Origin of the sequence: Streptomyces blastmyceticus, from assembly GCF_039521185.1 — a bacterium.
In the GTDB taxonomy this organism is placed as follows: Bacteria; Actinomycetota; Actinomycetes; order Streptomycetales; family Streptomycetaceae; genus Streptomyces; species Streptomyces blastmyceticus.
Window position 1 is genome coordinate 52,971 of the sequence record NZ_BAAABW010000021.1, and the last position, 21,071, is coordinate 74,041.

Genomic DNA, 21,071 nt, shown 5'->3' on the forward strand with positions numbered 1-21,071 from the left:
GGACGTGAACCATGTTGTCCCCACTGACAACGGCCGCACCCACCACGGGTGACGCCGACGACACAGCCGTACAGCCGATGACCCGCATGGTGTGGCAGCTCACCAACCTGCCGCCGCGGACCGGGGCGCCCGCCCCGCTCACGGGGATGCGCGTGCTCCTCCTCGGCGACGAGGACGGGACCGCCACCGCCGTCGAGCGGGCACTGACCGAGCGCGGGGCCCTCGTGCGCCGCCGGGCGACCGGCGGCGCCGTGGACGCGATCGTCGACCTCACCGTGGGCCGCGCTCCCGAACGGCACACCACAGGACCGGCGGAGGCCTGGCGGGAGCCGCTGCTGCGCACGGTCGGCGCCCTGCGCGAGACCTACGACGACTGGGCGGCGGAGACCTCGGCGAACCGCCTGTTCTACCTCGCCGTCACCTACCTCGGCGGCGGCATGGGCCACCACCCGCAGGACGACCTGGCGCAGCCGCTGGGCGGCATCTGGGCGGGGCTGGCGAAGACGCTGCACCGCGAGTTCCCCAACTGCAACGCCCGCGTCGTCGACATCGCGCTCTCCGCGCTGGACGAACTGCCCGGCATCGTCGCCGCCGAGCTGGGCCGGCCCGGCGAGCTGGAGGTCGGCTACCGCGACGGGCAGCGCCTGACCCTCACCCCCGCCGCCCGGCCGCCCGGCGAACCCGTCGTCGAACTCGGCCCCGAAGACAGCCTGTTGATCTCCGGCGGCGGCCGGGGCATCGGCTGGGAGCTCGCCCGCACCCTCGCGGAGCGCCACGGCCTGCGGGTCGTGGTGACCGGCCGAGAGCCCTTCCCCACGGGCGACGAGCCGTGGTATGGCATGGACGAGGCCGAACTGAAGGTGTACGAGAAGCAGTTGTGGTCCGACAACCGGGGGCGCCCGCCGGCCGGGACACGGCGGGACATCGCCCGCGTCCGCCGCCTGTGGGAGCTCGCGGCCAACGTCACCGGCGCCCGCGCCCGCGGGCTGCGCGTCGACTACGCCCGGTGCGACTTCACCGACCCCGACCAGGTCCGCGAGCTTCTCGCCCGCGAGGGCGCCGCGCTCACCGGCGTGGTGCACAACGCCGGGGTGGACACCGCGGCGCGGCTGCCCAAGAAGACGGACGACGAGGTCCTCGCGACCGTCCGCACGAAGATCGAGGGCTTCGCCAACCTCTTCGGCGAACTGCGCGACCACCCGCTGAAGTTCTTCTGCAACGTGGGCTCCCTCACCGGACGCCTGGGCGGCATGGTCGGCCAGCTGGAGTACGCGGCGGCCAACGAGGGGCTGGCGCGCCTCGGCCGCTGGGCGGGCCGCCGGGCCGGCTTCCCCGTGATGACGCTCGCCTGGCCGACCTGGGACCGCATCGGGCTGATCTCCAACTTCTCGGCGACGCTGCGCTACATGGCCGCCATCGACGTCGCGGACGGCCTCGCCAAGTGGCAGGCCGAGCTGCGCGCCGGATCCGAGGGCGAGGTCACCTTCGTGGGCCCGCTGGGCGCGGCGATCGACCCGGGCCAGGCCATCGGCTATCCCATCGTGCCCGACCTGCCCGGGTTCACCGACACCTTCCCGAAGATCTACCACCTGGGCGAGGTCGTCACCTACCGGCCGCACAGCCGGATGGTCTCGCGCGTGACCTTCGACCGCGAACGGGCGCCCGTCCTGATGGACTTCCTGATGGACGGCGTCGAGGCGGTACCGGTGAGCCTGCTGCTGGAGAGCGCGGTACGGGGCGCGGAGTGGATCGTCCCCGAGGACTTCCCCGCGCTGCGCGTCGACTGCCTCGAAGAGGTCGTCGTACCCCTGGAGCTGCTGCGCCTCGACGGCCCCACCACGGTCTGGGAACGGGAGATCAGCGGCACCCGGGAGGGGCGCACCTGGGTCGTGGAGGTGTCCTTCCGGCGGCCGGACGACGGCCCGGACGGGCCGCGGGCGAGCCTGCGGGTCGTCTACGAACCCGGGGACGCGCGGTCGCCCGCGCCGCCCCGGCCGCCCGTCGCGCGGACGACCACCTGGAGCTCGGGGCCGCCGATGCTGCGCTGGCGGTCGTCGGTGGTGCCGGCCGCGGCCTGGACGCAACTGCCCGACGGCCGCTGGTCCGCGGAGGTGCGCCCGTGCGCCTCCAACGACCTCTGGGCGACGCCCAGCGTGCCGCGTACGGCCCTCGCGGTCTCCGTCCTGGAGAACGTGGTGCGGCTGTGCGCGAAGGCGCGGGAAGGGCTCTCCGTCGCGGTCGACCCCCTGGTGATCGGCCGCGTCACCCTGCATTCCCGGGAGCAGGGGAATTCCGTGGTCGAGGGCGATCCGGCGCTGGGCGTGTGGCGCGCCAAAAGCGCGGTCTCGGGGCTGCCCGTGCTGACCGTATCGGGTTTTGCGGGACCGCTCGGAAACGGTTGACAGAATTCCCGGGCAATGCCACCGTCAAGGCATTGCGGAGTCGTCGCCGTATGCCCAGTGAATAACCGCGGGAAATGACCGCGGGAAATAATATCCGGATGTGCCGAGAGAAATCGGAGCGTTGGAATGCCGACGTTGCAGGAGAACAAGGCCGTACTGGAGCGCTACTACGAGGAGTGCCTCAACAAGGGGAATCTCGACGTCATCTACGAGGGCGCCGGTGACGACCACATCAGCCACGGCACCGCGCCCAACGGCAAGGAGGGCGTGGAGCACCTCAAGGAGTGGGTGCGGCTGCAGCGCGCGTCCTTCCCCGACCTCAAGGTGGTCGTGGACGACTGGATCCTGGAGGGCGAGAAGGTCGTCAGCCGGTTCACCGCCAGCGGCACCCACACCGGCGAGCCCTACGAGGGCGTTCCGGCCATCGGCCGGGAGTTCTCGGTGAGCGGGATCGTCATCGACGAGTTCCGGGACGGGAAGATCGTGGAGAGCTGGTTCTCGCTCGACGGGCTGGAGCTGGCCAAGCAGCTCGGCGCCCTGGGCTAGACCGCGCCCGGCCCCGGCACCGCGCGGTGCCGGGGCCGGCGGGGCCGCTCCCTCAGCCCTGCCGGACGGCGCGCGCGTCCGCGTCCGTGATGGGCGCGGCGTGCGCCTCGGCGTTTCCGGCGGCGGCGATGGCGTCCAGCGCCCGCTGGAGGACGACGGTGTCCTCCAGCGTGTGGATCTCGGTGATCCGGCCCCACTTCAGATAGAGGAACTGGGTCATGACGTTGTCGTAGCGGGTGCCGTCAGGGAGCGGCCCGCCGATCCGCACCCGGGTGGCCACCTTGGTCAGCCAGGGACCGCCGGAAATGATGATCTCCAGCGGTTCGAACCTGGCGTCGGGAATGAGCCGGAAGACCCGCTGCCACCACAGGCTCATGGCCTCGCGGGTGTGCCGCTCGCCGGACAGCGCGTGCTCCCCGTAGAAAATGTAGGTGAATTCCGGGGCCAGTGTGTCCACCATGGACTGCCAGTCCCCGGAGTCGATCTGGGAAAACGCCTTGCGTAGTTTCGCGGCAACGATTCGGTGATACATGCGAATCCTTTTGAAAGCGTGTGAATACCGGCCTGCGATTCCCTCATTGATACCACGAGAACCCTGACGGCAACACACCCCCGAGCGGGGTGCGAGAAATGGCGGGAGAGTGTGATGACGTCTTCGAATGCGGTGCTGATCACCGGCTGTTCATCGGGCATCGGCCGGGCCTGCGCACGGCGGCTGCACCGGGCCGGAGCGGTCGTGTACGCCACCGCCCGCAGGCCCGGGACCCTCGCCGAACTCGCCGCCGAGGGCATCCGGACGCTGGCGCTGGACGTCACCGACGAGGAGAGCATGCGCGCGGCCGTCGCCACCGTCGAGGCGGCGCACGGCTCGGTCGGGGTGCTGGTCAACAGCGCGGGCTTCGCCGTGTCCGGCGTCGTCGAGGAGGTCGGCCTCGACGACATGCGCCGGCAGTTCGAGACCAACGTCTTCGGGCTGGCCCGCCTCAGCCAGCTGGTCCTCCCGGGCATGCGTGCCGCGGGCACCGGCACCATCGTCAACGTCTCGTCCATATTCGGCCGTTACGCGGTCCCGGGCGGCGGCTTCTATCAGGCGTCCAAGCACGCCGTCGAGGCGCTCAGCGACGCCCTGCGGCTGGAGGTCGCCGACTTCGGCGTCCGCGTGGTGCTGATCGAGCCGGGCCCGGTCCGCACCACCGACTTCGGCTCGACCTATGTGGCCAACTTCAAGCCCGTCGGCGAGGTCTACGAGGACTTCCGCCGCCGCACCGCCGACTACTTCGACGCCATCTACACCGGCAGCCGCCGCACCCTGGCCGGCACGTTCACGATCCAGGCCGACGACGTGGCCCGCACGGTGGAGCGCGTCGTCCGCACCGCCCGCCCGCGCGCCCGCTACCCCGTCGGCTTCCTCGCCCACAGCACCCTCGCGCTGCGGCGGCTGGCCCCGGACGCCGTCTTCGACAACCTCTTCGTACGGCGCGCCTTCCCCGTGCCGAAGAAGAAGCGCAACCCGTGAGCGGCCCCCGCGACACCCTCCGGCCAGCCCCGCCCCGGCCCGTACGGACCGGCACGATTCGTAAGGACGCACGATGACCGCCACCACCGCCCTTCCCGCCACGGCCACCGCCCCCGGCCCCAAGGGGGTGCCCGTGCTGGGCAGCCTCGGCTCCTGGCGCCGCAACACCGCGGAGTTCCTGCTGGGCCTGCAGCGCGACCACGGCGAGGTCGTGCGCATGCGCCTCGGCCCCATGACGGTCCATCAGGTGACGAGCCCCGAAGCGGTGCGCCGCGTGCTGGTGGAGAACAACGGCAACTACGTGCGCGGCCCGCTCTACGAGCAGTTCGGCGTCGTCATGGGCAAGGGGCTGCTCACCACGGACGGCGAGTTCTGGCGCGGCCACCGCCGCGCGGTCCAGCCGGTGTTCCTCAAGAACGCCGTCACCGACATCATCCCCAACATCGTCCGCGCCACCACCGAGATGCTCGACGAGTGGGAGGGCAAGGCCGCCCGCGGCGAGCCCGTGGACCTGATGACCGAGATGCTCCGCCTCACCCTCGTCACCCTCAGCCGCTCGCTGTTCGCCTACGACATCAAGCCGTCGTCGCGCGTGCTGAAGCTCATCGTCGACGACGTGGTCGAGGTGATGTTCCGGCGCGGTACGGCCTCCGAGATGCTGCCCTCCTGGCTGCCCACCGACCGGCAGCGGAAGATCGCCCGCATCCACCGCGTCTTCGACCGCATCGTCGCCGACGTCCGCGCCGGCTACGCGCGCACCGGCCAGGGCCCGCTGATCTCCCTGATGGAACAGGCGGAGGACCCCACCACCGGCAGGCCCTGGACCGACCGGCAGATCCGCGACGAACTCCTCACCATCTACCTCGCGGGCCACGAGACCACCGCCGTCTCGCTCTTCTGGACCCTGCTCGCGATCGCCGAACACCCCCACGTCCAGGAGGAGGTGGACGGCGAGATCGGCCGCGTGCTCGGCGGCACCCTGCCGGACGCGCAGAGTGCCGACGGCCTCGCGTACACAAAGACGGTGGTGGACGAGAGCCTCCGGATGCACCCGCCCATCTGGATCTTCCCGCGCGCCGCGGTCGCCCCGGACACGCTCGACGGCTACGGCATCGAGGCGGGCTCCTCGATCCTGCTCTCGCCGCTGGTCTCGCACCACAACCCGCGCCACTGGGACAACCCGATGGCCTTCGACCCCCAGCGGTTCACCCCCGAGGCCGTCAAGGAGCGCCCCCGCATGGCGTACTTCCCCTTCGGGGCGGGCCCGCGGCAGTGCGTCGGCAACTTCATGGCCCTGCTCGAACTGCGCACCATCGTGGCCATGATCAACCAACGCTTCCGGATCAGCCGCATCCCGGGCGACTCCCTCCAGTACGGCTCCCCGGTCATCTCCCTCCGCCCACTGCGCGACGTCCTGGTCCACGTACACTCCCGCGACGTCAAAGCCACGCCCTCCACGAAGGGGAGCGCGCCACTGACCTGCCCGGTGCGGCACTGATCCCACGGGACGGGGGTCTGGGGGCGGAGCCCCCGGAAACGGAGCGTCACCCGCACCCGCGCACGAACAGGCGCATCAGACCCTGGAACCCGTACACCCCCATCCCCGGCGCCCCCAGCACCCCCGCGTCGACCAACGACTCCAGCAGCTCCTCCGCCTCCCGCACGCCCACCCCCAGGCACGCCGCCGCCGACTCCGGCGAGATGTCGGCCGCGTCCGTCCCCGCGAGCGCCCGCAGCGCCCACGCCCGCTCCGCGCCGAGCCGGTCGCGGTCGTCGGCGTACGCCGACTTCAGCGCCGCCCCGCCGGACTTCAGCTCCGTGAAGAGCCGGCCCTCGTCCGCCAGCCGGTCCGCCAGGTGTGCGACCGTCCACGCGGGGCGTTCCACGAGCCGCGCCGCCGCGCTGCTCAGGGCCAGCGGGAGCCGCCCGCACAGCTCCGCGAGCCGCGTCCAGTCGTCGTCGGGCGCCGTCCGGCGCCTGCGGCCCGAGGTCAGGGCGAGCAGCTCCCCGGCATCGGCGGGGGAGAGCACGTCGAGGGGCAGGTGATCGGTGACCAGCGGCACCGGCAGCGGTCGCCGGGCGGTGGCGATCACCCCGGCCGTGGGTGCCCCCGGGAGCAGGGGCGACAGCTGCGCCGCCGAGGCAACGCCGTCCAGGATCACCAGGATCCGCCTGCCGACCAGCAGCGAGCGGAACGCTGCGGAGCGCGCCTCCAGTCCGTCCGGGATGTCGCCGACACGCATCCCGCACGAGAGGAGGAACTGCCCGAGCACCGCCGCCGGTTCGGTGAGCGGCCCGTCCAGCCGGGCGTAGAGCTGGCCGTCGGGGTAGTGCTCCGCCACCCGGTGGGCCACGTGCAGGCCCAGCGCCGTCTTGCCCACCCCCGCGATGCCGGACACCAGGCACACCGGGACGCCCTGCCGGGCGGGCGCGGTCAGCGCGGCGGCCATGGTGGCGGCGGGCGCGTCCCGGCCGGTGAGATGCCGCAGGGCGGGCGGCAGCTGACCCGGGCGCACCATCCGCGGGCGCCCCGGCCCCGGCCCGCCGCCGGGGGAGTACAGCGGGGTGGCGCGCGGCTCGTCGTCGCGGTCGCTGTTGAGGATGCGCCGGTGCAGCTCCCGCAGCTCCGCGCAGGGCTCGATGCCGAGCTCGGCGACGAGCGCGCGGCGCGCCTCGGCGAACGCCCGGAGCGCGTCGGCCTGCCGGCCCGAGCGGTACAGCGCCCGCATCAGCAGGGCGTGCAGGCTCTCGCGCAGCGGGAACCGCCCGACCGCCGCCGAGAGTTCGGAGGTCAGCGCGGCATGCCGGCCGAGCTCCAGCTCCAGGGCCCAGCGCTCCTCCATGACGCCGATGCGCTGTTCCGCGAGGATCGGCCGGTTCTCCTGGGCCCAGGGGCCCGCGATGCCGCTGAGCGGTTCGCCCCGCCACAGCGACAGGGCCTTCTCGAAGAGCCCGGCGGCCCCGTGGAGGTCGCCGAGCTCGCGCCGCTCCCGCGCCTGGTCGACCGCGGAGGCGAAGGCGTGCACGTCGACGCCCCCTTTGTCGATGCGCAGTTCGTAGCCGCCCTGCCCGGAGGTGAGGACGCTGGGGTGGGTACGGGGGGTGCGCCCGGGCTCGAAGACCTTGCGGAGCCTGCTGGCGTAGGTGGAGACCAGGCCGGACGCGCACCCCGGTGGACGCTGGCCGTACATCCCGTCGATGAGCCGGTCCCTGGGCACCGGCCCGCCCTGGGCGGCGAGCAGCGCGAGCACGGTGCGCTGCTGGGGCGTTCCCAGGTCTATCTCCGCCTGCCCGCGCCAGGCGCGGACCGGCCCGAGAAGGCTGATGCGCAGGTCGTCGCAGGGGGCTTCCGTCGCGCGGCCGCCTCGTTCACCATTGCGGGGGTCCACGGCACCGAAGAGACGGGCGCCGACGGTCGGGGTCACTCGGACATTCACCATGGACCGGTCATATCCATGGGCGATCGACAGTTGATGAATGGACGGGTGTCCTATACATACGGCTGTCCACGACATACGGCCGTCCAAGCGCCGCCCACCGTACCGCCCCGGGGCCGGGCCGCTCGCGCCACGGCAGTGCCGCCCGTCACGCAAGCTTCACCTGCCGTCAGCCCGGCGGCGACCCGTACGCCGCCCGCGCCTCGGGGCCGGCCGCTACGGTCCGGTCATGACGGAAATCGACCCGCGGCGCACCGCACTCGTCCTCGTCGACCTGATGGAGCGCCTCGTGGCGCTGCCGCTCGCGCCGCGCGGCGGTGACGAGGTGGCCCGGACGGCGGGCGCGCTCGCGCGGCGGTTCCGGGCGGCGGGGGCGCCGGTCGTCGTCGTACGGGTGGAGCGGCCGGGCACCGCGGAGCAGCCGCCCGGGAGCGCGCTGCTGCCGGGGGTCGCGGAGCCCGGCGACATCGAGGTCGTCAAGCGGACCGTCGGCGCCTTCCACGGCACCGGTCTGGACGCCCGGCTGCGCGGGCTCGGGGTGCGCACGGTCGTGCTCGCCGGGATCGCCACCAACCTCGGGGTGGAGTCGACGGCCAGGTCCGCCGCCGATCACGGCTACGAGCTGGTCTTCGTCGAGGACGCGATGAGCGCCCTGACGGCCGAGGAGCACCGGGCGTCGGTGACCTTGGACATGCCGCGCCTGGGCACGGTGGTCACCGCGTCGGAGCTGAGGGTGGCGGGGTGAGACCGGGGCCGGCTCAGCCGGTCGCGTCGTCGCCCAGCATCCGGCGGAGCAGGTCGCGCAGCACCGTGCGCTCCTGTGCCGACAGGCCCGCCAGCGGTTCGCGCGCGAAGTTCAGCGACTCGCGGAGCCGCTCGGCCGTGGCCGTGCCCTCCGCCGTGGCGGCGGCGAGCTTGACGCGCCGGTCGTCGGGGTCCGGGCGGCGCTCGGCCAGCCCGCGGGACTCCAGGCGGTCCACGATCCCGGTCACATTGGACGGCTCGCAGCGCAGCTGCTGGGCGATCCGCCGCATGGGCTGCGGCTCGCCGGCGAGCAGGGCAAGCACCTTCGCCTGGGCTCCGGTGAGGGAGTGCCGGGCGGCCGCCTCCTCGTACTCCTCGTGGTAGCGCGCCACGACGGTCGCGATGAGGTCGACCACTTCGCGGGTCAGTGCGTCGGTTCGGGGGGCCATGGGCTCCAGAGTACTCCGTTGCTTGACAACATGAAATATCGAGGAGCATGGTTGTTTCAGTTGCTGAAACATTAGGAGGCCGCCTTCCATGTCCGCATCCCCCGTCACCGGTCGTGAATGGCATCTCGTCGCCCGCCCCCACGGCTGGCCGAAGCCCGAGGACTTCGCACTGCGCGAGACGGAGATCGCCGAGCCCGGCGAGGGCCAGATCCTGGTGCGCAACATCCACCTCTCCGTCGACCCGTACATGCGCGGCCGGATGAACGACGTCAAGTCCTACCTCCCGCCGTACGGGCTCGACCGCCCCATGGACGGCGGCGCCGTCGGTGAGGTCGTCGCCTCGAACTCCGACGCCTTCGCGGTCGGCGACCACGTCCTGCACGGCCTCGGCTGGCGCGAGTACGCGGTGGTCGACGCCAAGCAGGCCGTCAAGGTCGACCCGCAGGTCGCCCCGCTCTCCACCTACCTCGGCGTGCTCGGCATGCCGGGCCTGACCGCCTACGCCGGCCTGGTCGAGGTCGCCTCCTTCAAGGAGGGCGACGCCGTCTTCGTCTCCGGCGCGGCGGGCGCGGTCGGCAGTGAGGTCGGCCAGATCGCCAGGCTCAAGGGCGCCTCGCGCGTCATCGGCAGCGCCGGTACGGACGAGAAGGTCAAGCTCCTGACCGAGGAGTACGGCTTCGACGCCGCCTTCAACTACAAGAACGGCCCCGTCGCCGAGCAGCTCCGGGCGGCCGCCCCCGACGGCATCGACGTCTACTTCGACAACGTCGGCGGCGAGCACCTCGAAGCGGCCATCGACTCCCTCAAGCTGCACGGCCGGATCACCGTCTGCGGCATGATCGCGCAGTACAACGCCACCGAGCCGACCCCCGCCCCGCGCAACCTCACGTCGGTCATCGGCAAGCGGCTGCGCATGCAGGGCATGCTCGTCGCCGACCACCGCGACCTCCAGCCGCAGTTCGTCCAGGAGGTCGGCGCCTGGATCCGCTCCGGCGAGCTCAAGTACCGCGAGACGGTCGTCCACGGCATCGAGCACAACGTCGACGCGTTCCTCGGCATGCTGCGCGGCGAGAACACCGGCAAGATGATCGTCACCCTCGACGCCTGAGCCTCCCCCCACTCCCTTTAAGGAACTCCCATGCCCGTTCAGCCCGTAGAGGTCCTCTACACCGCCGTCGCCACCGCCGAGAACGGCCGTGACGGCCGCGTCGCCAGCGACGACGGCAAGCTCGACGTCGTCGTCAACCCCCCGAAGGAACTGGGCGGCAGCGGCGCCGGCACCAACCCCGAGCAGCTCTTCGCCGCCGGCTACAGCGCCTGCTTCCAGGGCGCGCTCGGCGTCGTCGCCCGCCAGGAGAAGGCCGACATCTCCGGCTCCACCGTCACCGCCGAGGTCGGCCTCGGCAAGACCCCCGACGGCGGCTTCGGCATCAAGGTCGCCATCTCCGCGACCATCCCGAACGTGGACGAGGCGCGCGCCCGCGACCTGATCGAGAAGGCCCACCAGGTCTGCCCGTACTCCAACGCGACCCGCGGCAACATCGAGGTCACCCTGACGGTGGCCTGACCGCCGCCGCGACGGCGCTCCAGCCGCACGCCCCGAGCCCCGGCCGCGAAGGCCGGGGCTCGGGGCGTTTTTATGGGTCGGGGCCTCCTCAGCCCGTGAACCCCGGCACCACCAGGCCGGATTCGTACGCGATCACCACCGCGTGGGTCCGGTTCTGCGCGCCGAGCTTGGTGAGTACGTTCCCGACGTGCGTCTTCACCGTCTCCAGGCTCACCGTGAGCGATTCCGCGATCTCCGGGTTGGACAGGCCGGTGGCCATCGAGCGCAGCACCTCTTCCTCCCGTCCCGTCAGCGCCGCCTTCGGCAGCGCCTCGGCGGAGTCCAGAGGGCGGGCGGCGACCATCCGGCGCAGTGCCGCCGGGAAGAGGATCGCCTCCCCCGCCGCCGCCACCCGCACCGCCTCCGCGATCTGCCGGACCGGATGCCGCTTGAGCACGAACCCGCTGGCCCCCGCGCCGAGCGCGGCGGTGACGTAGCCGTCGTTCTCGAAGGTGGTGATCACCACGACCTTCGGCGGTCCGGACGCCTCGGCTTCGGCGAGGAGTTGCCGGGTGGCCTCGATCCCGTTGCGGCGCGGCATCCGCACATCCATCAGGACCACGTCCGGCCGCAGCAGCCGCGCCCGCTCGACCGCCTCGACGCCGTCGGCGGCCTCCCCGACCACCGCGATCCCCGGCTGCGCCGCGAGCAGCATGCGCAGGCCGCTGCGGGTCACCTCGTCGTCGTCCGCGATCAGGAGGGTGACGGCCGCGCTCGCCTCAGGGCCGATCATGCGTGCAACCGTACCGGCAGCCGGACCGCCAGCCGCCAGTGCCGCGGCCCGTACGGACCGGCCTCGATCTCACCGTGCAGCAGCCGCACGCGCTCGGCCAGCCCGGGCAGGCCGTGCCCGGACGTCGGGAAGGCACCCGGGCCCGCGCCCGTGGCCCCGGTCCGGTTGACCACACTGAGCTCCAGCCCGTCCGGCGCGACCGCCACCCGGACCTCGATCGGAGCGCCCGACCCGTGCCGCAGCGCGTTCGTCAGCCCCTCCTGCAGGATCCGGTACGCCGCCCGGGACAGCGTCCCCTGGACCAGCGCCAACTCGCCCGACAGCTCCGGCTCCACCACCGCGCCCGCGTGCCGCAGCCGGTCCAGCAGCTCGGGCAGGTCGGCCAGGGTACGGGTCGGCGCCGTCTCCGCCTTCTCCTCGCGCAGCACGCCCAGCACGTAGTCCAGGTCCTCCAGCGCGGACCGGGCCGACTCCTCGATGCTGCGCAGAGTGGCCCGCGCCGCCACCGGGTCGGCGGAGAGCATCTCGCCCGCCACCGCCGCCTGGATTGTGGTCGCGGTCAGCGTGTGCCCGATCGAGTCGTGCAATTCGTGGGCCAGCCGGTTGCGTTCGGCCAGCCGCAGCTCCCGCTCGGCCGCCAGCGCGAGCCGCTCCGCCGACGACGGCCCCAACAGCCTGGGCGCCAGCCACCGCAGCGCGCTCGTCACCGCCGCGCACAGGGCCGCCGCCGACAGCACGCAGCCGAGCGCCGCCACCCAGCTCGGCCAGCCGCTCTCCGGCCGCACCGTCCAGCCGTTCACGCTCAGCCCCGCCTCGGCACCGGCCCAGCCCCCGGGGAGCAGCAGGCCCGCGATGAGCAGCGCGATGGCCACCTGCGCCCCCGCCCACCCCAGCGCCACGTGCAGCAGCAGCCACAGAGGAGTCCGCAGACGATCGGGAGAGGCCGGCCCGTCACCGGTCGGGCCCGCACGCCGGCGCCCGCCCACGGGGTCCGGCAACGGCACCCCCAGCATCCGCCGGGCGCACGCGATCAGCACCCGCCGCGTGGTGCGGGCCAGCCCGATCACGCCGATCAGTACGGCCCAGACCAGCAGGGTCAGCACGTACCGCACCCCCACCGGAGCGGATGGCCACGCCAGTGCCGGAAGCGTCGCGAAAGGCAGCAGCGGCAGGCTCGCCAGCGCGCCGCAATAGGCGAACAGCGCACCCGAATACGTGGAGCCGCGCAGCAGCGGCCGGATTCCCCTGATCATGATCAGGCCAGTATCGCCGGACAGCCGACCGGCGGCCTCCCTCGATCGGGGGAGCGTTTTCTCCCGCCTTCCCGCGATGTGCGCACCGGCCCCCGGAATTCACAATCGCCTCCTGACCAGTCGACGGGAGAACGGCCGATGAACACTCAAGAGATACAGACATCGAAGAACGGCCTGGCCACGGCCGCCATGGTGCTCGGCATCACCGGCCTGCTCACCTCGGTCGTCGTCATCGGCGGCCCGCTCGCCGTCATCGGCCTGATCCTGGGCATCGCCGCCCTGATGACGTCCGGGCGGACCGGCGCCGGCCGGCACAAGGCCGTCACCGCCGTGGTGACGTCGTCCCTCGCGATCGTGGTGTCGGGACTGGTCGCCGTCTTCATGGTCTGGTACGCGAACAAGACGCAGGAGTGCTATCGGCCCGACAGCCTTCACGAATACACACAGTGCGTCCGCCGGCACCTCACCGGAAAATGACCGGCTGCCCATCCTCCCCGGTAAGGACGAGCACCATCGTGCGAAACACCCGAACAGCTCCTCTTCTGGCCGTCGGCATCGCGGCGGCTTCCCTTTCGGCACTGACACCCGCAACGGCCTTTGCCACATCCGGTTCCTCTGCCACCAGGAATCCCCTGCGGCAGGAGCTCAAGTGGCAGCGCTGCGACGCGAACAGCCCCGACACCTTTCAGTGCGCCACGCTCGAAGTGCCGCTGGACTACAGCGATCCCGGTGGCAAAAAGCTCGACATCGCGATATCCCGGCTGAAGGCGAGCAGCGAGAAGGAACGCCGCGGCATTCTGCTGCTCAACCCCGGTGGTCCCGGCGGGCCGGGTCTGGATCTGCCTGTCGACCCGGGACTGAGGATCCCCGGAGAAGTGCGGCGACAGTACGACCTCGTCGGATTCGACCCGAGGGGCGTCGGACGGAGCTCTCCCGTCACCTGCGGCCTGACCGCGGACGAACAGAGCGAACACCCTTACAAGGACGGGACCTTCGCGAAGGACGTGGAGCGGGCACGCACGGTCGCCGAGAAGTGCCGGGCCGAGGCCGGTGACAGGCTGCCGCACCTCACCACCCGCAACTCCGCCCGCGACATGGACGCCATCCGTGCCGCGCTGGGCGAGAAGAAGATCTCCTACCTGGGGATCTCCTACGGCACCTACCTCGGCGCCGTCTACACGCAGATGTTCCCCCAGCGGGCCGACCGGTTCGTACTGGACAGTGCGACCGATCCCGCGCGGGTCTGGCGGGGAATGCTCCAGGACCAGGCGAAGGCGGCCGAGCGGGCTTTCACGCGATGGACCGAATGGACGGCCGAGCGGCACAAGACCTACGAATTGGGCAAAACCCCGGCCGAGGTTCGCAAGACCTTCTGGAACCTGATCGCGCAGGCGAACCGCGAGCCCGTCCCTTTCGAGGGGGCGACCTTCACAGGCGACGACATCCGCGCCAACAGCCGCGCCCTGTTCCACGTCCGGAAGGGCGCGGAATGGATCGCCGGGCTGAAGAACGCGGCCGGGAGCAAGAGCCCCGACTCCTCCGGCACGCCCGAGGAGGCCGACGACAACTACGCTTCCAGCGCCTGGGCCGTCATGTGCGCCGACACCCGCACCTGGCCGCACGGCCCCGAGCAGTACCGCCGCGACGCGATCCGCGACAAGGCCCGGTATCCGCTGTACGGCGACTTCGCGTCCGGCATCACGCCGTGTGCCTTCTGGAAGCCCGGCAGCGAGCAGCAGACCACGATCGACAACAAGGTCGGCGCACTGATCACACAGAACGAGTGGGATCCCCAGACACCCCTCCCCGCCGGCCGGGCCATGCACCGGGCCCTGCGCGGCTCCCGGATGCTCACCGTCGCCGGCGGGGAGGGACACGGCGTCCTCTACGCGCCCGGCGGCAACTCCTGCGCGGACGAGGCCGCCACGGCCTACCTGACCACGGGCAGGCTCCCGGACAAGGACGTGACCTGCCGAGTGCCGGCCGGGTCCGGGTGAGTTCGGATTCCGGGGTTGAAGTGGCTCGACTGTCGGCGAAATGACCCACGCGCTCGCCTCCGGCATGGACAGCGGGTGAGCATCATCCTTAGCGTCGTTGGCAGACGGCCCGACCGAGGCCGGACGTCAGGGGAGTTGGGCGCATGACGCTTACGCGGCTTACGGGTAGCGGTGACAGTGCGGAGAGGTGCAACCTGCCTGTGCTCTTGGACGGTGACGAGTGGCGAGCCAAGTTCCGAGACTTCCGAACGGAAGCATGGAGGCTCGAAACGCTGCCGGTATATCGGGTGCCGGATGAGGAAGAGGAAGTCCGGGAATTCCTCGCTGGTGGCCGGATCGACCCTCACGCCTACTCGGACGAGTACACGGACGACCTGAAACGGATCCGCAATGAGGGGAAGACCAAGGGTCGGGTCCACATCGTGACCCGGCCACTGTCGGACTACCTCCGGTACGAGTTCATGTACTACGAGCCTCACGTCCTGGCAGGCGAGGAGATTCGCATCCTGGATGTGACCGACCGGGAAAACCCGCTCCCCGACGTCCAGGACTTCTGGATGTTCGACCGGTCAACGGTCGTGCTCATGAACTATGAGCCGGATGGAACACAGGTCAACCGAGAGGTGTTCGAAGGCGACCCGGAGCCGTTCCGGGAAGCGCAGCGAGTTGCCCTGGCCGAGTCGGTGCCGTTCTCGGAGTACGTGAAGAAGCTTGACCTTTGATCCGGAACGGCCGGGGACTGTCTGGTGGGTCGTGTGCCCGCACCAACGACGGGGCGCCGCCCGGGCGGCGGTCGGGTCCGGGCCGTCACCTGTTCCTGGCGGACCACCGCTGGTAGCCGCCGTCGTTGCACCCGGCGGTGACGAGCCGGCCGTCCGGTCCCGCGTCCAGACACTGGTCGGCGCGATTGGCGATCATCGAGAACTGGTTCCACAGCTTCGCGCCGATGCCGCCGCTTCTGCGGTCACGCCACCAGATCGACTCGTAGCCCGCGTCGCAGGGCCACGCCCCGACGGTGTCGTCGTTGCTGGAGTTCATGCCCAGGCAGGTGTTTCCCTGGCCGTTGTACACGTATTGGACGTAGTCGTTGCCGAGTTCCTTCTCGTAGAAGGAGTTCGCGAGGCCGTTGTTGCAGGACCCGGCGTACATACCGCCGTTGTTGAAGGTGAGGCAGTGGCCGGTCGCCAGCTGCTGGACGTACACGTCGGGGCGGTCGGCGTGCGCCGTGCCCGACAGGACGAAGGTGAGTGCGGATCCCGCCGCGACCGTGGCGAGGAGTCGGGACTTGCTCGTGGCGATCCTCATGCTGATGACGCCGTCCCTTCCGGAAGTCGGTGAACCGGCTGTGCGGATGGGTCGAACCGGCCCATCCGGACCGAGGCGAGAGCACAGTAGCGCGTGGGTCGCTCAAGGGGCCAGGGAGCGGGAGAGGCGTCTGTGGCAATGGCCGTACTCGCCGTCTTCACCTCGGGCGTGAGCGGTCTCGGCGGTGTGGCGAACGCCTGCGCCTGACACCCTGACCTTGGTCGGTCGTACGGCGCAGGCTGAGGAGAGAACCATGTCAGGTGTATGCGAAAAGCCCGTTGGTGAGGACAGCCCGACCTCGGTGAAAGAGGCGGTCGGGTATGGCGCGCTCAACGTGCTGTTGTTCCTGATGCTTTCCTATCCGGGCGCGTCCTTCCTGCGGGAGCTCCTGGGATGGCGCGGCGTGGCGATCTCGCCCCTCCTTGCCGCTCTCGTCGTGTGGCCGGTCTCGGTCCTCGTCGTCTACACCGAGCCCCGGGCTCAAACCCGGCCGTGGTGGTCGCGGATAGAGAAGGCGTGGCGGTGGGCGGGCGCGGTGCTCTACGCCTGTCCGCCTCTGGTTCTGGCGCTTACGTTCCCCTTGGCGGTGGGCCGCGGCCTGCCTTCGGGAATCCCCACGCTGATCTCCCTCTCGCCGCCGATCGCTCTGGTGGCCTTCTTCATCCTGCGCAGGCGGTGGCGCGCTCGCCGAAATTTGCGATCCGGGTAGCCTTGCCTGTGTGAGAGACGTACGTGCGAACGGGCCCATGGGATTCCGGTAGCCCGTCAGGAACTACCTGGCGGTGGCTACCGACGGAGTATCCGTGGCACGCACCGCTCATCACCTTCCCCCTTCACTCGGCAACAGCGTTCCGCCCGACCGTGCTTGGCGTTCAGTAATCCTCTTCGACCTCCGCTACAGCTCGCGCAGCGTCGCCGAGGCCGCGCGCGACTCCCGGAGGGTCCGGCCGCAGGTCGTGCGGCGCGTGGTGGAGCGGGTGGTCGGCCTTAGAGGCTGCCGGCACGGCTGCCCTTGGCTAGGACACGGTCTTAGCTAAGCCGATACTCCCCAGCCGAAGCACAGGGGCAGGGTTTCCGGCCCGACATTCCCGAGCGGGGGCCTCCAGGTGACGGGTCCGGCGATGCGAGGTGAGCCCAGCCGACTGGTGAGCACGGTGAGGGCTTCGGTGAGTTCGGTATGGCCCAGCATTGCGCCGGGGCAGTAGTGCGGGCCGCCGCTGAAGACCAGGAGCGGTACCTCGCGCTTTACGCTGATGTTGAAAGTGTCGCCGTCGGGGAATACACGGGGGTCCCGGTGGGCGGGGTGCACGCCCAGGTAGATACTGGTTCCGGCGGGGATATGCAGGCTTTGGTAGCACAGGTCCTCGACCGCGGTGCGGGGGGTGCCGATCGCCCCGGTGGTGGGGCAGTATCGCAGGACCTCGTCCACCGCCTGCTCCGCCAGTTCGGGGTGTTCTTGCAGCAGCGTCCACTGCTCAGGGTGGCGGGCGAAGGCGACCATGGCCAGGGACAGCTGGTGGCTTACCGTGTTGGACCCGGCGCCCAGCAACTGGACGACGAGCGTCCGCAGCTCGCCTTCGTCCAGGCCCCCGTCCTGGTGTGTGCGCAGGAGGTGGGAGAGCACAAGGCCGCCGCCCGTCTCCTTCGCCCGCTCTCGGATTAGCGTCTCGACGTAGCCGGACAGCCCGGCCAGGCTCTCCTCCACGACAGGCAGCAGACTGGGATCGCAGTCGAGCGCAAAGATCAGACTGATGTCCTTGGACCGGCGCCGGATGAGGCCGTAGTCCTTGAGCGGGATCCCCAGCAGGTGGCAGATCACCGTGAGCGGCAGTGGATCGGCAAATGCCTCTACGAAGTCGCATGGCCCGGCGGCAGCGAGTCTCTCCGCCAGTCTCTCCGCAGTTGTGCGGATGAACGGCCGCAACTCGGCAACCCTGGGCGCCGCGAACCGCCTGGTGACCAACCCTCGCACTCGATGGAGGTCTGCACCGCTCCGACTCTGCACCGTCAGGGCAGCTGCGTCATGGAGCGGCCCGCTGGTCCTCCCGGCCCGCTCCACTACAAGGCTCATGTCCGAGATCAACCGCGGGTCGCGGAGCAGTTCAGCCGCCTCGGCATACCGCAGGACCAGCAGCCCTACGGGAGTACGGGCCGCCCAGCATTCCTCCCGCGCCGCCGCCACCACGGGATCCTCCCACGTGAAGCCGACGGCGGTAACATCCACAAACGGCAGATCCTCTACGGAGGAACGAGCCTGAGTTGGGAAAGACATCGCCGTCCTCCTCTTACCTCTCCCCGTAACCGCGAGCGGGGGAGTTTCCTTGTCACTGATCCCCGGAAGGCGTACCCCGATCAGGCTCCGCAACCGAGCTCTGCCCGGCACCCGTAATCCCTACGGAGGAAGAGAAACAGGCATTCAGATGAGGCGGGCTCGTCGGTCCAGCGATGTGTCTGAGCCCGAATCCACCGGCTGATCTCTGCGGTGAGAGAGTACTGGAACGAAGAGATGCCTTGTGACCTGCGATGATGGGGATTCCTACGTCTCCATCAAGCACAATCAGCAAGGCATCTCGTAAGTGCAGTCCTCTCACGGCTCCTCGGGCGTCTCGGTCGCGTTCGACGAGTCCAACCTGGTCGCGAACGCCGGGCTGGTGTCACTGGTCCGGCTGGCCGAGCGGCGCGGTCTGCCCGATCTGGTCGCCGACCGGCTGCGGATCACCAGTGTGGCCAACAGTGCAGGCGCGATGAACAGGCTGTTCGCCGGGGTCCGCGCGCCTTCCATCCTGGGCAGCTTCCTGCGCGCGTTCACCCACGCCCACGTCCGCCAACTCCACGCGGTGCACCGGGAGTTCCTGGCCCGCCTGGCCCACTCGACGCCCCTGCTGCCCGGTGTCGGACAGGTCGCTTTCGTGGATGTCGACCCGACCCACCGGCGCGTGTTCGGGTACGCCAAGCAGGGTGCCAAGGTCGGACGACTGAAGGGGCAGTGGACCTTGCATCCGATCCTGGCCACGCTCTCGACGCCGCTGGCCCGCCCCGTGATCGCGGCGGTCCGCCTGCGCAGGGGCAAGGCCGCCGACGCTCGCGGCGCCGGCCCGTTCACCGGCGAGGCCCTGGCCGCGGCCCGGCAGGCCGGCGCGACCGGCACTGTGGTCGTCCGCGCGGACAGCCAGTTCCACAACGCCGACGTGACGGCAGCGTGCCGGAGGGCGGGTGCCGCTTCTCGCTCACGGTGCGGATGAACCCGCACGTCGCCGCCGCGATCAGCGCCATCGACCAGGACGAGTGGACGGCGATCCGCTACCCGGACGCGTTCGTCGACCCGGACACGGGCGAACTGGTCTCCGACGCGGAGGTCGCCGAGGTCCAGTACACGGCGTTCACCGGCCGCAAGAAGGCCGAGCACGTCACCGCCAGGCTGATCGTGCGCCGGGTCCGCCGCCTGAACGCGCAGGTCGCGGCCGGGCAGGGCGAGCTGTTCACCGCCTGGCGCTACCATCCCGTCTTCACCGACAGCCCGTTCGAGATGCTCCAGGCCGAACTCCAGCACCGCCAGCACGCCACGATCGAGCAGGTCATCGCGGACGGCAAGAGTGCCGCGCTGGCCCACCTGCCCTCCGGCGACTTCCAGGCCAACGCGGCCTGGCTCACGCTCCGGGCGATCGCCCACAACCTGCTGCGGGCCGCCGGAGCCCTCGCCGGAACCTTCCACGCGAAGGCCATGACCGCAACCCTGCGCGCGCACCTGATCCACGTCCCGGCCCGAATCGCCCGCACCGCACGGAAGTTGGTTCTGCATCTTCCGAAGCGATGGCCCTGGCAGCACGCGTTCGTCGACCTGTTCACCGCCGCCCACGCACCACCGGCCAACTGACTGACCCGCCCCACCATCTGCCCGCGAGGGCCCGAGCCCCCTGAACCCGTGGAAGAGCTGGGCAGACCAGCGGGCACCGCACGCCCTCAAGCAGAGCAGAGCCCCGAAGCACGCGAAACGATCACTCCGGAATCACGCCGATGGATTCGGGCTGAGTGCCTCCGGGCCGGTAGCGGGCGACCTGTTGGCCCCATGCGGCGCTGCCACGAATGCCGTTTTGTGTACCTGCACCTCACGCGATGCCTCGCACAGCCCAGCCAGCCTCTGGCCGCATTTCCCCTAGCGGGGGCGTCGTGTGGCTCCCTCTGATTCACCCAAACAGCGCGGCCGAACGTGCTTGCGCTCAATTGCTGTAGGTGAATGGGAATATCACGCTTCCCCTTGAGGAGGAGTTTCTCATGCACCCTTACAGCCGGGGCGACGTCACTCCACCCTCGGGCGCCGCTCCGGTGGCGCTGGTGACTGGCTCATCGTCTGGTATTGGGGCCGCAGTGGTCAAGCGTATGGCTGCTGCCGGGATGCGGATTGTGGTGAACTCCGCGACCTCCGTCACAGCGGGGGAAAAATTGGCGGCTTCACTGCCTCAGGCCATCTATGTGCAGGGCGATGTGTCCGTCCACGAGGACACTGTCAGGCTGGTCGGGGCAGCGATATCCGAGTTTGGACACCTGGACATCCTGGTGAACAACGCAAGCACGACGCGATTCGTCCCGCTACACGATCTGGCGGCGGCAAATGCGGAGATCTGGCGGGAAATCCTCGCGGTAAATGTAATCGGGACATGGCAGATGACAGCGGCGGCATCCCCGTACCTGAAAGCCGCAGGAGCCGGCGCTGTCGTGAACATCACCTCGCAAGCTGGTGTGACGGCCAACGGCAGCTGCGTCCCGTACGCCGTCAGCAAAGCTGCGGTAAACCACATGACGCGTTTGCTCGCCAGAGTCGTCGGCCCGGAAATCCGGGTGAACGCAGTGGCTCCCGGCCTGATAGACACCCCCTGGTATTCCAGCCCGGCGGGTCAGGACTACTTTCACCAGGCCCGGAAGCACATCGAAGCCAGCGCCCCGCTGCGGAGAATCGGTACCGCAGAGGACGTGGCCGAGGCCGTCTTTGCTCTCGCGACCGCACCTTACATCTCCGGCGAGGTGCTTTTGGTGAACGGAGGCGGACATCTGGTCTGATCGCCAGAAATAACCACCCAATTCAGCC

19 protein-coding genes and 1 pseudogene are annotated in these 21,071 nt (G+C 70.5%); 13 read left to right on the forward strand and 7 right to left on the reverse strand.

From position 1 onward, the window contains the following. Positions 1–11: 11 nt before the first annotated feature. Positions 12–2,402, forward strand: coding sequence for a KR domain-containing protein (locus ABD269_RS18950; RefSeq protein WP_344119296.1), 2,391 nt, complete (start codon positions 12–14; stop codon positions 2,400–2,402). A gap of 126 nt (positions 2,403–2,528) precedes the next feature. Further along, the gene (locus tag ABD269_RS18955; RefSeq protein ID WP_301887604.1) at positions 2,529–2,948 is read left to right on the forward strand and encodes an ester cyclase; all 420 of its coding nucleotides are present in this window, start codon (positions 2,529–2,531) and stop codon (positions 2,946–2,948) included. 52 nt (positions 2,949–3,000) lie between these two features. Here ABD269_RS18955 and ABD269_RS18960 read toward each other — a convergent pair whose 3' ends face one another. Beyond that, positions 3,001–3,480 (reverse strand): nuclear transport factor 2 family protein, encoded by a 480-nt coding sequence (locus ABD269_RS18960; protein WP_344119299.1) that lies wholly within the window; start codon positions 3,478–3,480, stop codon positions 3,001–3,003. Positions 3,481–3,594: 114 nt separating this feature from the next. Between ABD269_RS18960 and ABD269_RS18965 the strand changes: the two genes are divergently transcribed. Both ABD269_RS18965 and ABD269_RS18970 read left to right on the forward strand, forming a co-directional pair. Beyond that, positions 3,595–4,464 (forward strand): SDR family NAD(P)-dependent oxidoreductase, encoded by an 870-nt coding sequence (locus tag ABD269_RS18965; protein ID WP_344119301.1) that lies wholly within the window; start codon positions 3,595–3,597, stop codon positions 4,462–4,464. A 73-nt stretch (positions 4,465–4,537) separates the two neighbouring features. Beyond that, the gene (locus tag ABD269_RS18970) at positions 4,538–5,962 is read left to right on the forward strand and encodes a cytochrome P450 (protein WP_344119303.1); all 1,425 of its coding nucleotides are present in this window, start codon (positions 4,538–4,540) and stop codon (positions 5,960–5,962) included. A 46-nt stretch (positions 5,963–6,008) separates the two neighbouring features. On the opposite strand, the gene ABD269_RS18975 is transcribed toward ABD269_RS18970, so the two are convergent. Then, a complete protein-coding gene (locus tag ABD269_RS18975) occupies positions 6,009–7,904 on the reverse strand; it encodes an AfsR/SARP family transcriptional regulator (RefSeq protein WP_344119305.1) in 1,896 nt (631 codons plus the stop codon). A 226-nt stretch (positions 7,905–8,130) separates the two neighbouring features. Here ABD269_RS18975 and ABD269_RS18980 point away from each other — a divergent pair, with 226 nt between their 5' ends. Next, positions 8,131–8,646, forward strand: coding sequence for an isochorismatase family protein (locus ABD269_RS18980; protein WP_344119307.1), 516 nt, complete (start codon positions 8,131–8,133; stop codon positions 8,644–8,646). Positions 8,647–8,659: 13 nt separating this feature from the next. On the opposite strand, the gene ABD269_RS18985 is transcribed toward ABD269_RS18980, so the two are convergent. Further along, the gene (locus ABD269_RS18985; protein ID WP_344119309.1) at positions 8,660–9,094 is read right to left on the reverse strand and encodes a MarR family winged helix-turn-helix transcriptional regulator; all 435 of its coding nucleotides are present in this window, start codon (positions 9,092–9,094) and stop codon (positions 8,660–8,662) included. An 88-nt stretch (positions 9,095–9,182) separates the two neighbouring features. Between ABD269_RS18985 and ABD269_RS18990 the strand changes: the two genes are divergently transcribed. Continuing rightward, on the forward strand, positions 9,183–10,202 hold the full coding sequence (locus tag ABD269_RS18990; RefSeq protein WP_301887617.1) for an NADP-dependent oxidoreductase: 1,020 nt from the start codon (positions 9,183–9,185) through the stop codon (positions 10,200–10,202). Positions 10,203–10,232: 30 nt separating this feature from the next. Then, positions 10,233–10,661 carry an organic hydroperoxide resistance protein gene (locus ABD269_RS18995; RefSeq protein WP_301887616.1) on the forward strand — a complete coding sequence of 143 codons (429 nt, stop codon included), beginning with the start codon at positions 10,233–10,235 and terminating at the stop codon, positions 10,659–10,661. Positions 10,662–10,749: 88 nt separating this feature from the next. On the opposite strand, the gene ABD269_RS19000 is transcribed toward ABD269_RS18995, so the two are convergent. Further along, positions 10,750–11,433, reverse strand: a complete 684-nt coding sequence (locus ABD269_RS19000; RefSeq protein WP_344119313.1) for a response regulator transcription factor — start codon at positions 11,431–11,433, stop codon at positions 10,750–10,752. Further along, positions 11,430–12,686: a sensor histidine kinase gene (locus ABD269_RS19005; RefSeq protein ID WP_344119315.1), complete on the reverse strand. Its 1,257-nt coding sequence runs from the start codon at positions 12,684–12,686 to the stop codon at positions 11,430–11,432. The genes ABD269_RS19000 and ABD269_RS19005 overlap by 4 nt, the downstream gene beginning before the upstream one ends. A gap of 138 nt (positions 12,687–12,824) precedes the next feature. On the opposite strand from ABD269_RS19005, the gene ABD269_RS19010 reads away from it, so the two are divergent. The 3 genes from ABD269_RS19010 to ABD269_RS19020 all read left to right on the forward strand — a co-directional run bounded on the left by ABD269_RS19010 (position 12,825) and on the right by ABD269_RS19020 (position 15,405). Continuing rightward, positions 12,825–13,163, forward strand: coding sequence for a DUF4190 domain-containing protein (locus tag ABD269_RS19010; protein ID WP_344119317.1), 339 nt, complete (start codon positions 12,825–12,827; stop codon positions 13,161–13,163). A gap of 38 nt (positions 13,164–13,201) precedes the next feature. Continuing rightward, complete coding sequence (locus ABD269_RS19015) at positions 13,202–14,683, forward strand: alpha/beta hydrolase (RefSeq protein WP_344119319.1); 1,482 nt, start codon at positions 13,202–13,204, stop codon at positions 14,681–14,683. A gap of 200 nt (positions 14,684–14,883) precedes the next feature. After that, complete coding sequence (locus ABD269_RS19020) at positions 14,884–15,405, forward strand: DUF6879 family protein (protein ID WP_344119508.1); 522 nt, start codon at positions 14,884–14,886, stop codon at positions 15,403–15,405. Between the two features lie 85 nt (positions 15,406–15,490). Here the strand turns inward: ABD269_RS19020 and ABD269_RS19025 are convergent, their stop codons facing one another. Then, positions 15,491–15,988 (reverse strand): RICIN domain-containing protein, encoded by a 498-nt coding sequence (locus ABD269_RS19025; RefSeq protein ID WP_344119321.1) that lies wholly within the window; start codon positions 15,986–15,988, stop codon positions 15,491–15,493. Between the two features lie 253 nt (positions 15,989–16,241). On the opposite strand from ABD269_RS19025, the gene ABD269_RS19030 reads away from it, so the two are divergent. Further along, positions 16,242–16,697 (forward strand): hypothetical protein, encoded by a 456-nt coding sequence (locus ABD269_RS19030; protein ID WP_344119323.1) that lies wholly within the window; start codon positions 16,242–16,244, stop codon positions 16,695–16,697. 324 nt (positions 16,698–17,021) lie between these two features. On the opposite strand, the gene ABD269_RS19035 is transcribed toward ABD269_RS19030, so the two are convergent. After that, complete coding sequence (locus ABD269_RS19035; protein WP_344119325.1) at positions 17,022–17,807, reverse strand: cytochrome P450; 786 nt, start codon at positions 17,805–17,807, stop codon at positions 17,022–17,024. A gap of 757 nt (positions 17,808–18,564) precedes the next feature. Here ABD269_RS19035 and ABD269_RS19040 point away from each other — a divergent pair. Further along, a pseudogene (locus tag ABD269_RS19040) lies at positions 18,565–19,862 on the forward strand (IS1380 family transposase). A gap of 398 nt (positions 19,863–20,260) precedes the next feature. Next, positions 20,261–21,043: an SDR family NAD(P)-dependent oxidoreductase gene (locus tag ABD269_RS19045; protein WP_344119327.1), complete on the forward strand. Its 783-nt coding sequence runs from the start codon at positions 20,261–20,263 to the stop codon at positions 21,041–21,043. Positions 21,044–21,071: the final 28 nt, after the last annotated feature.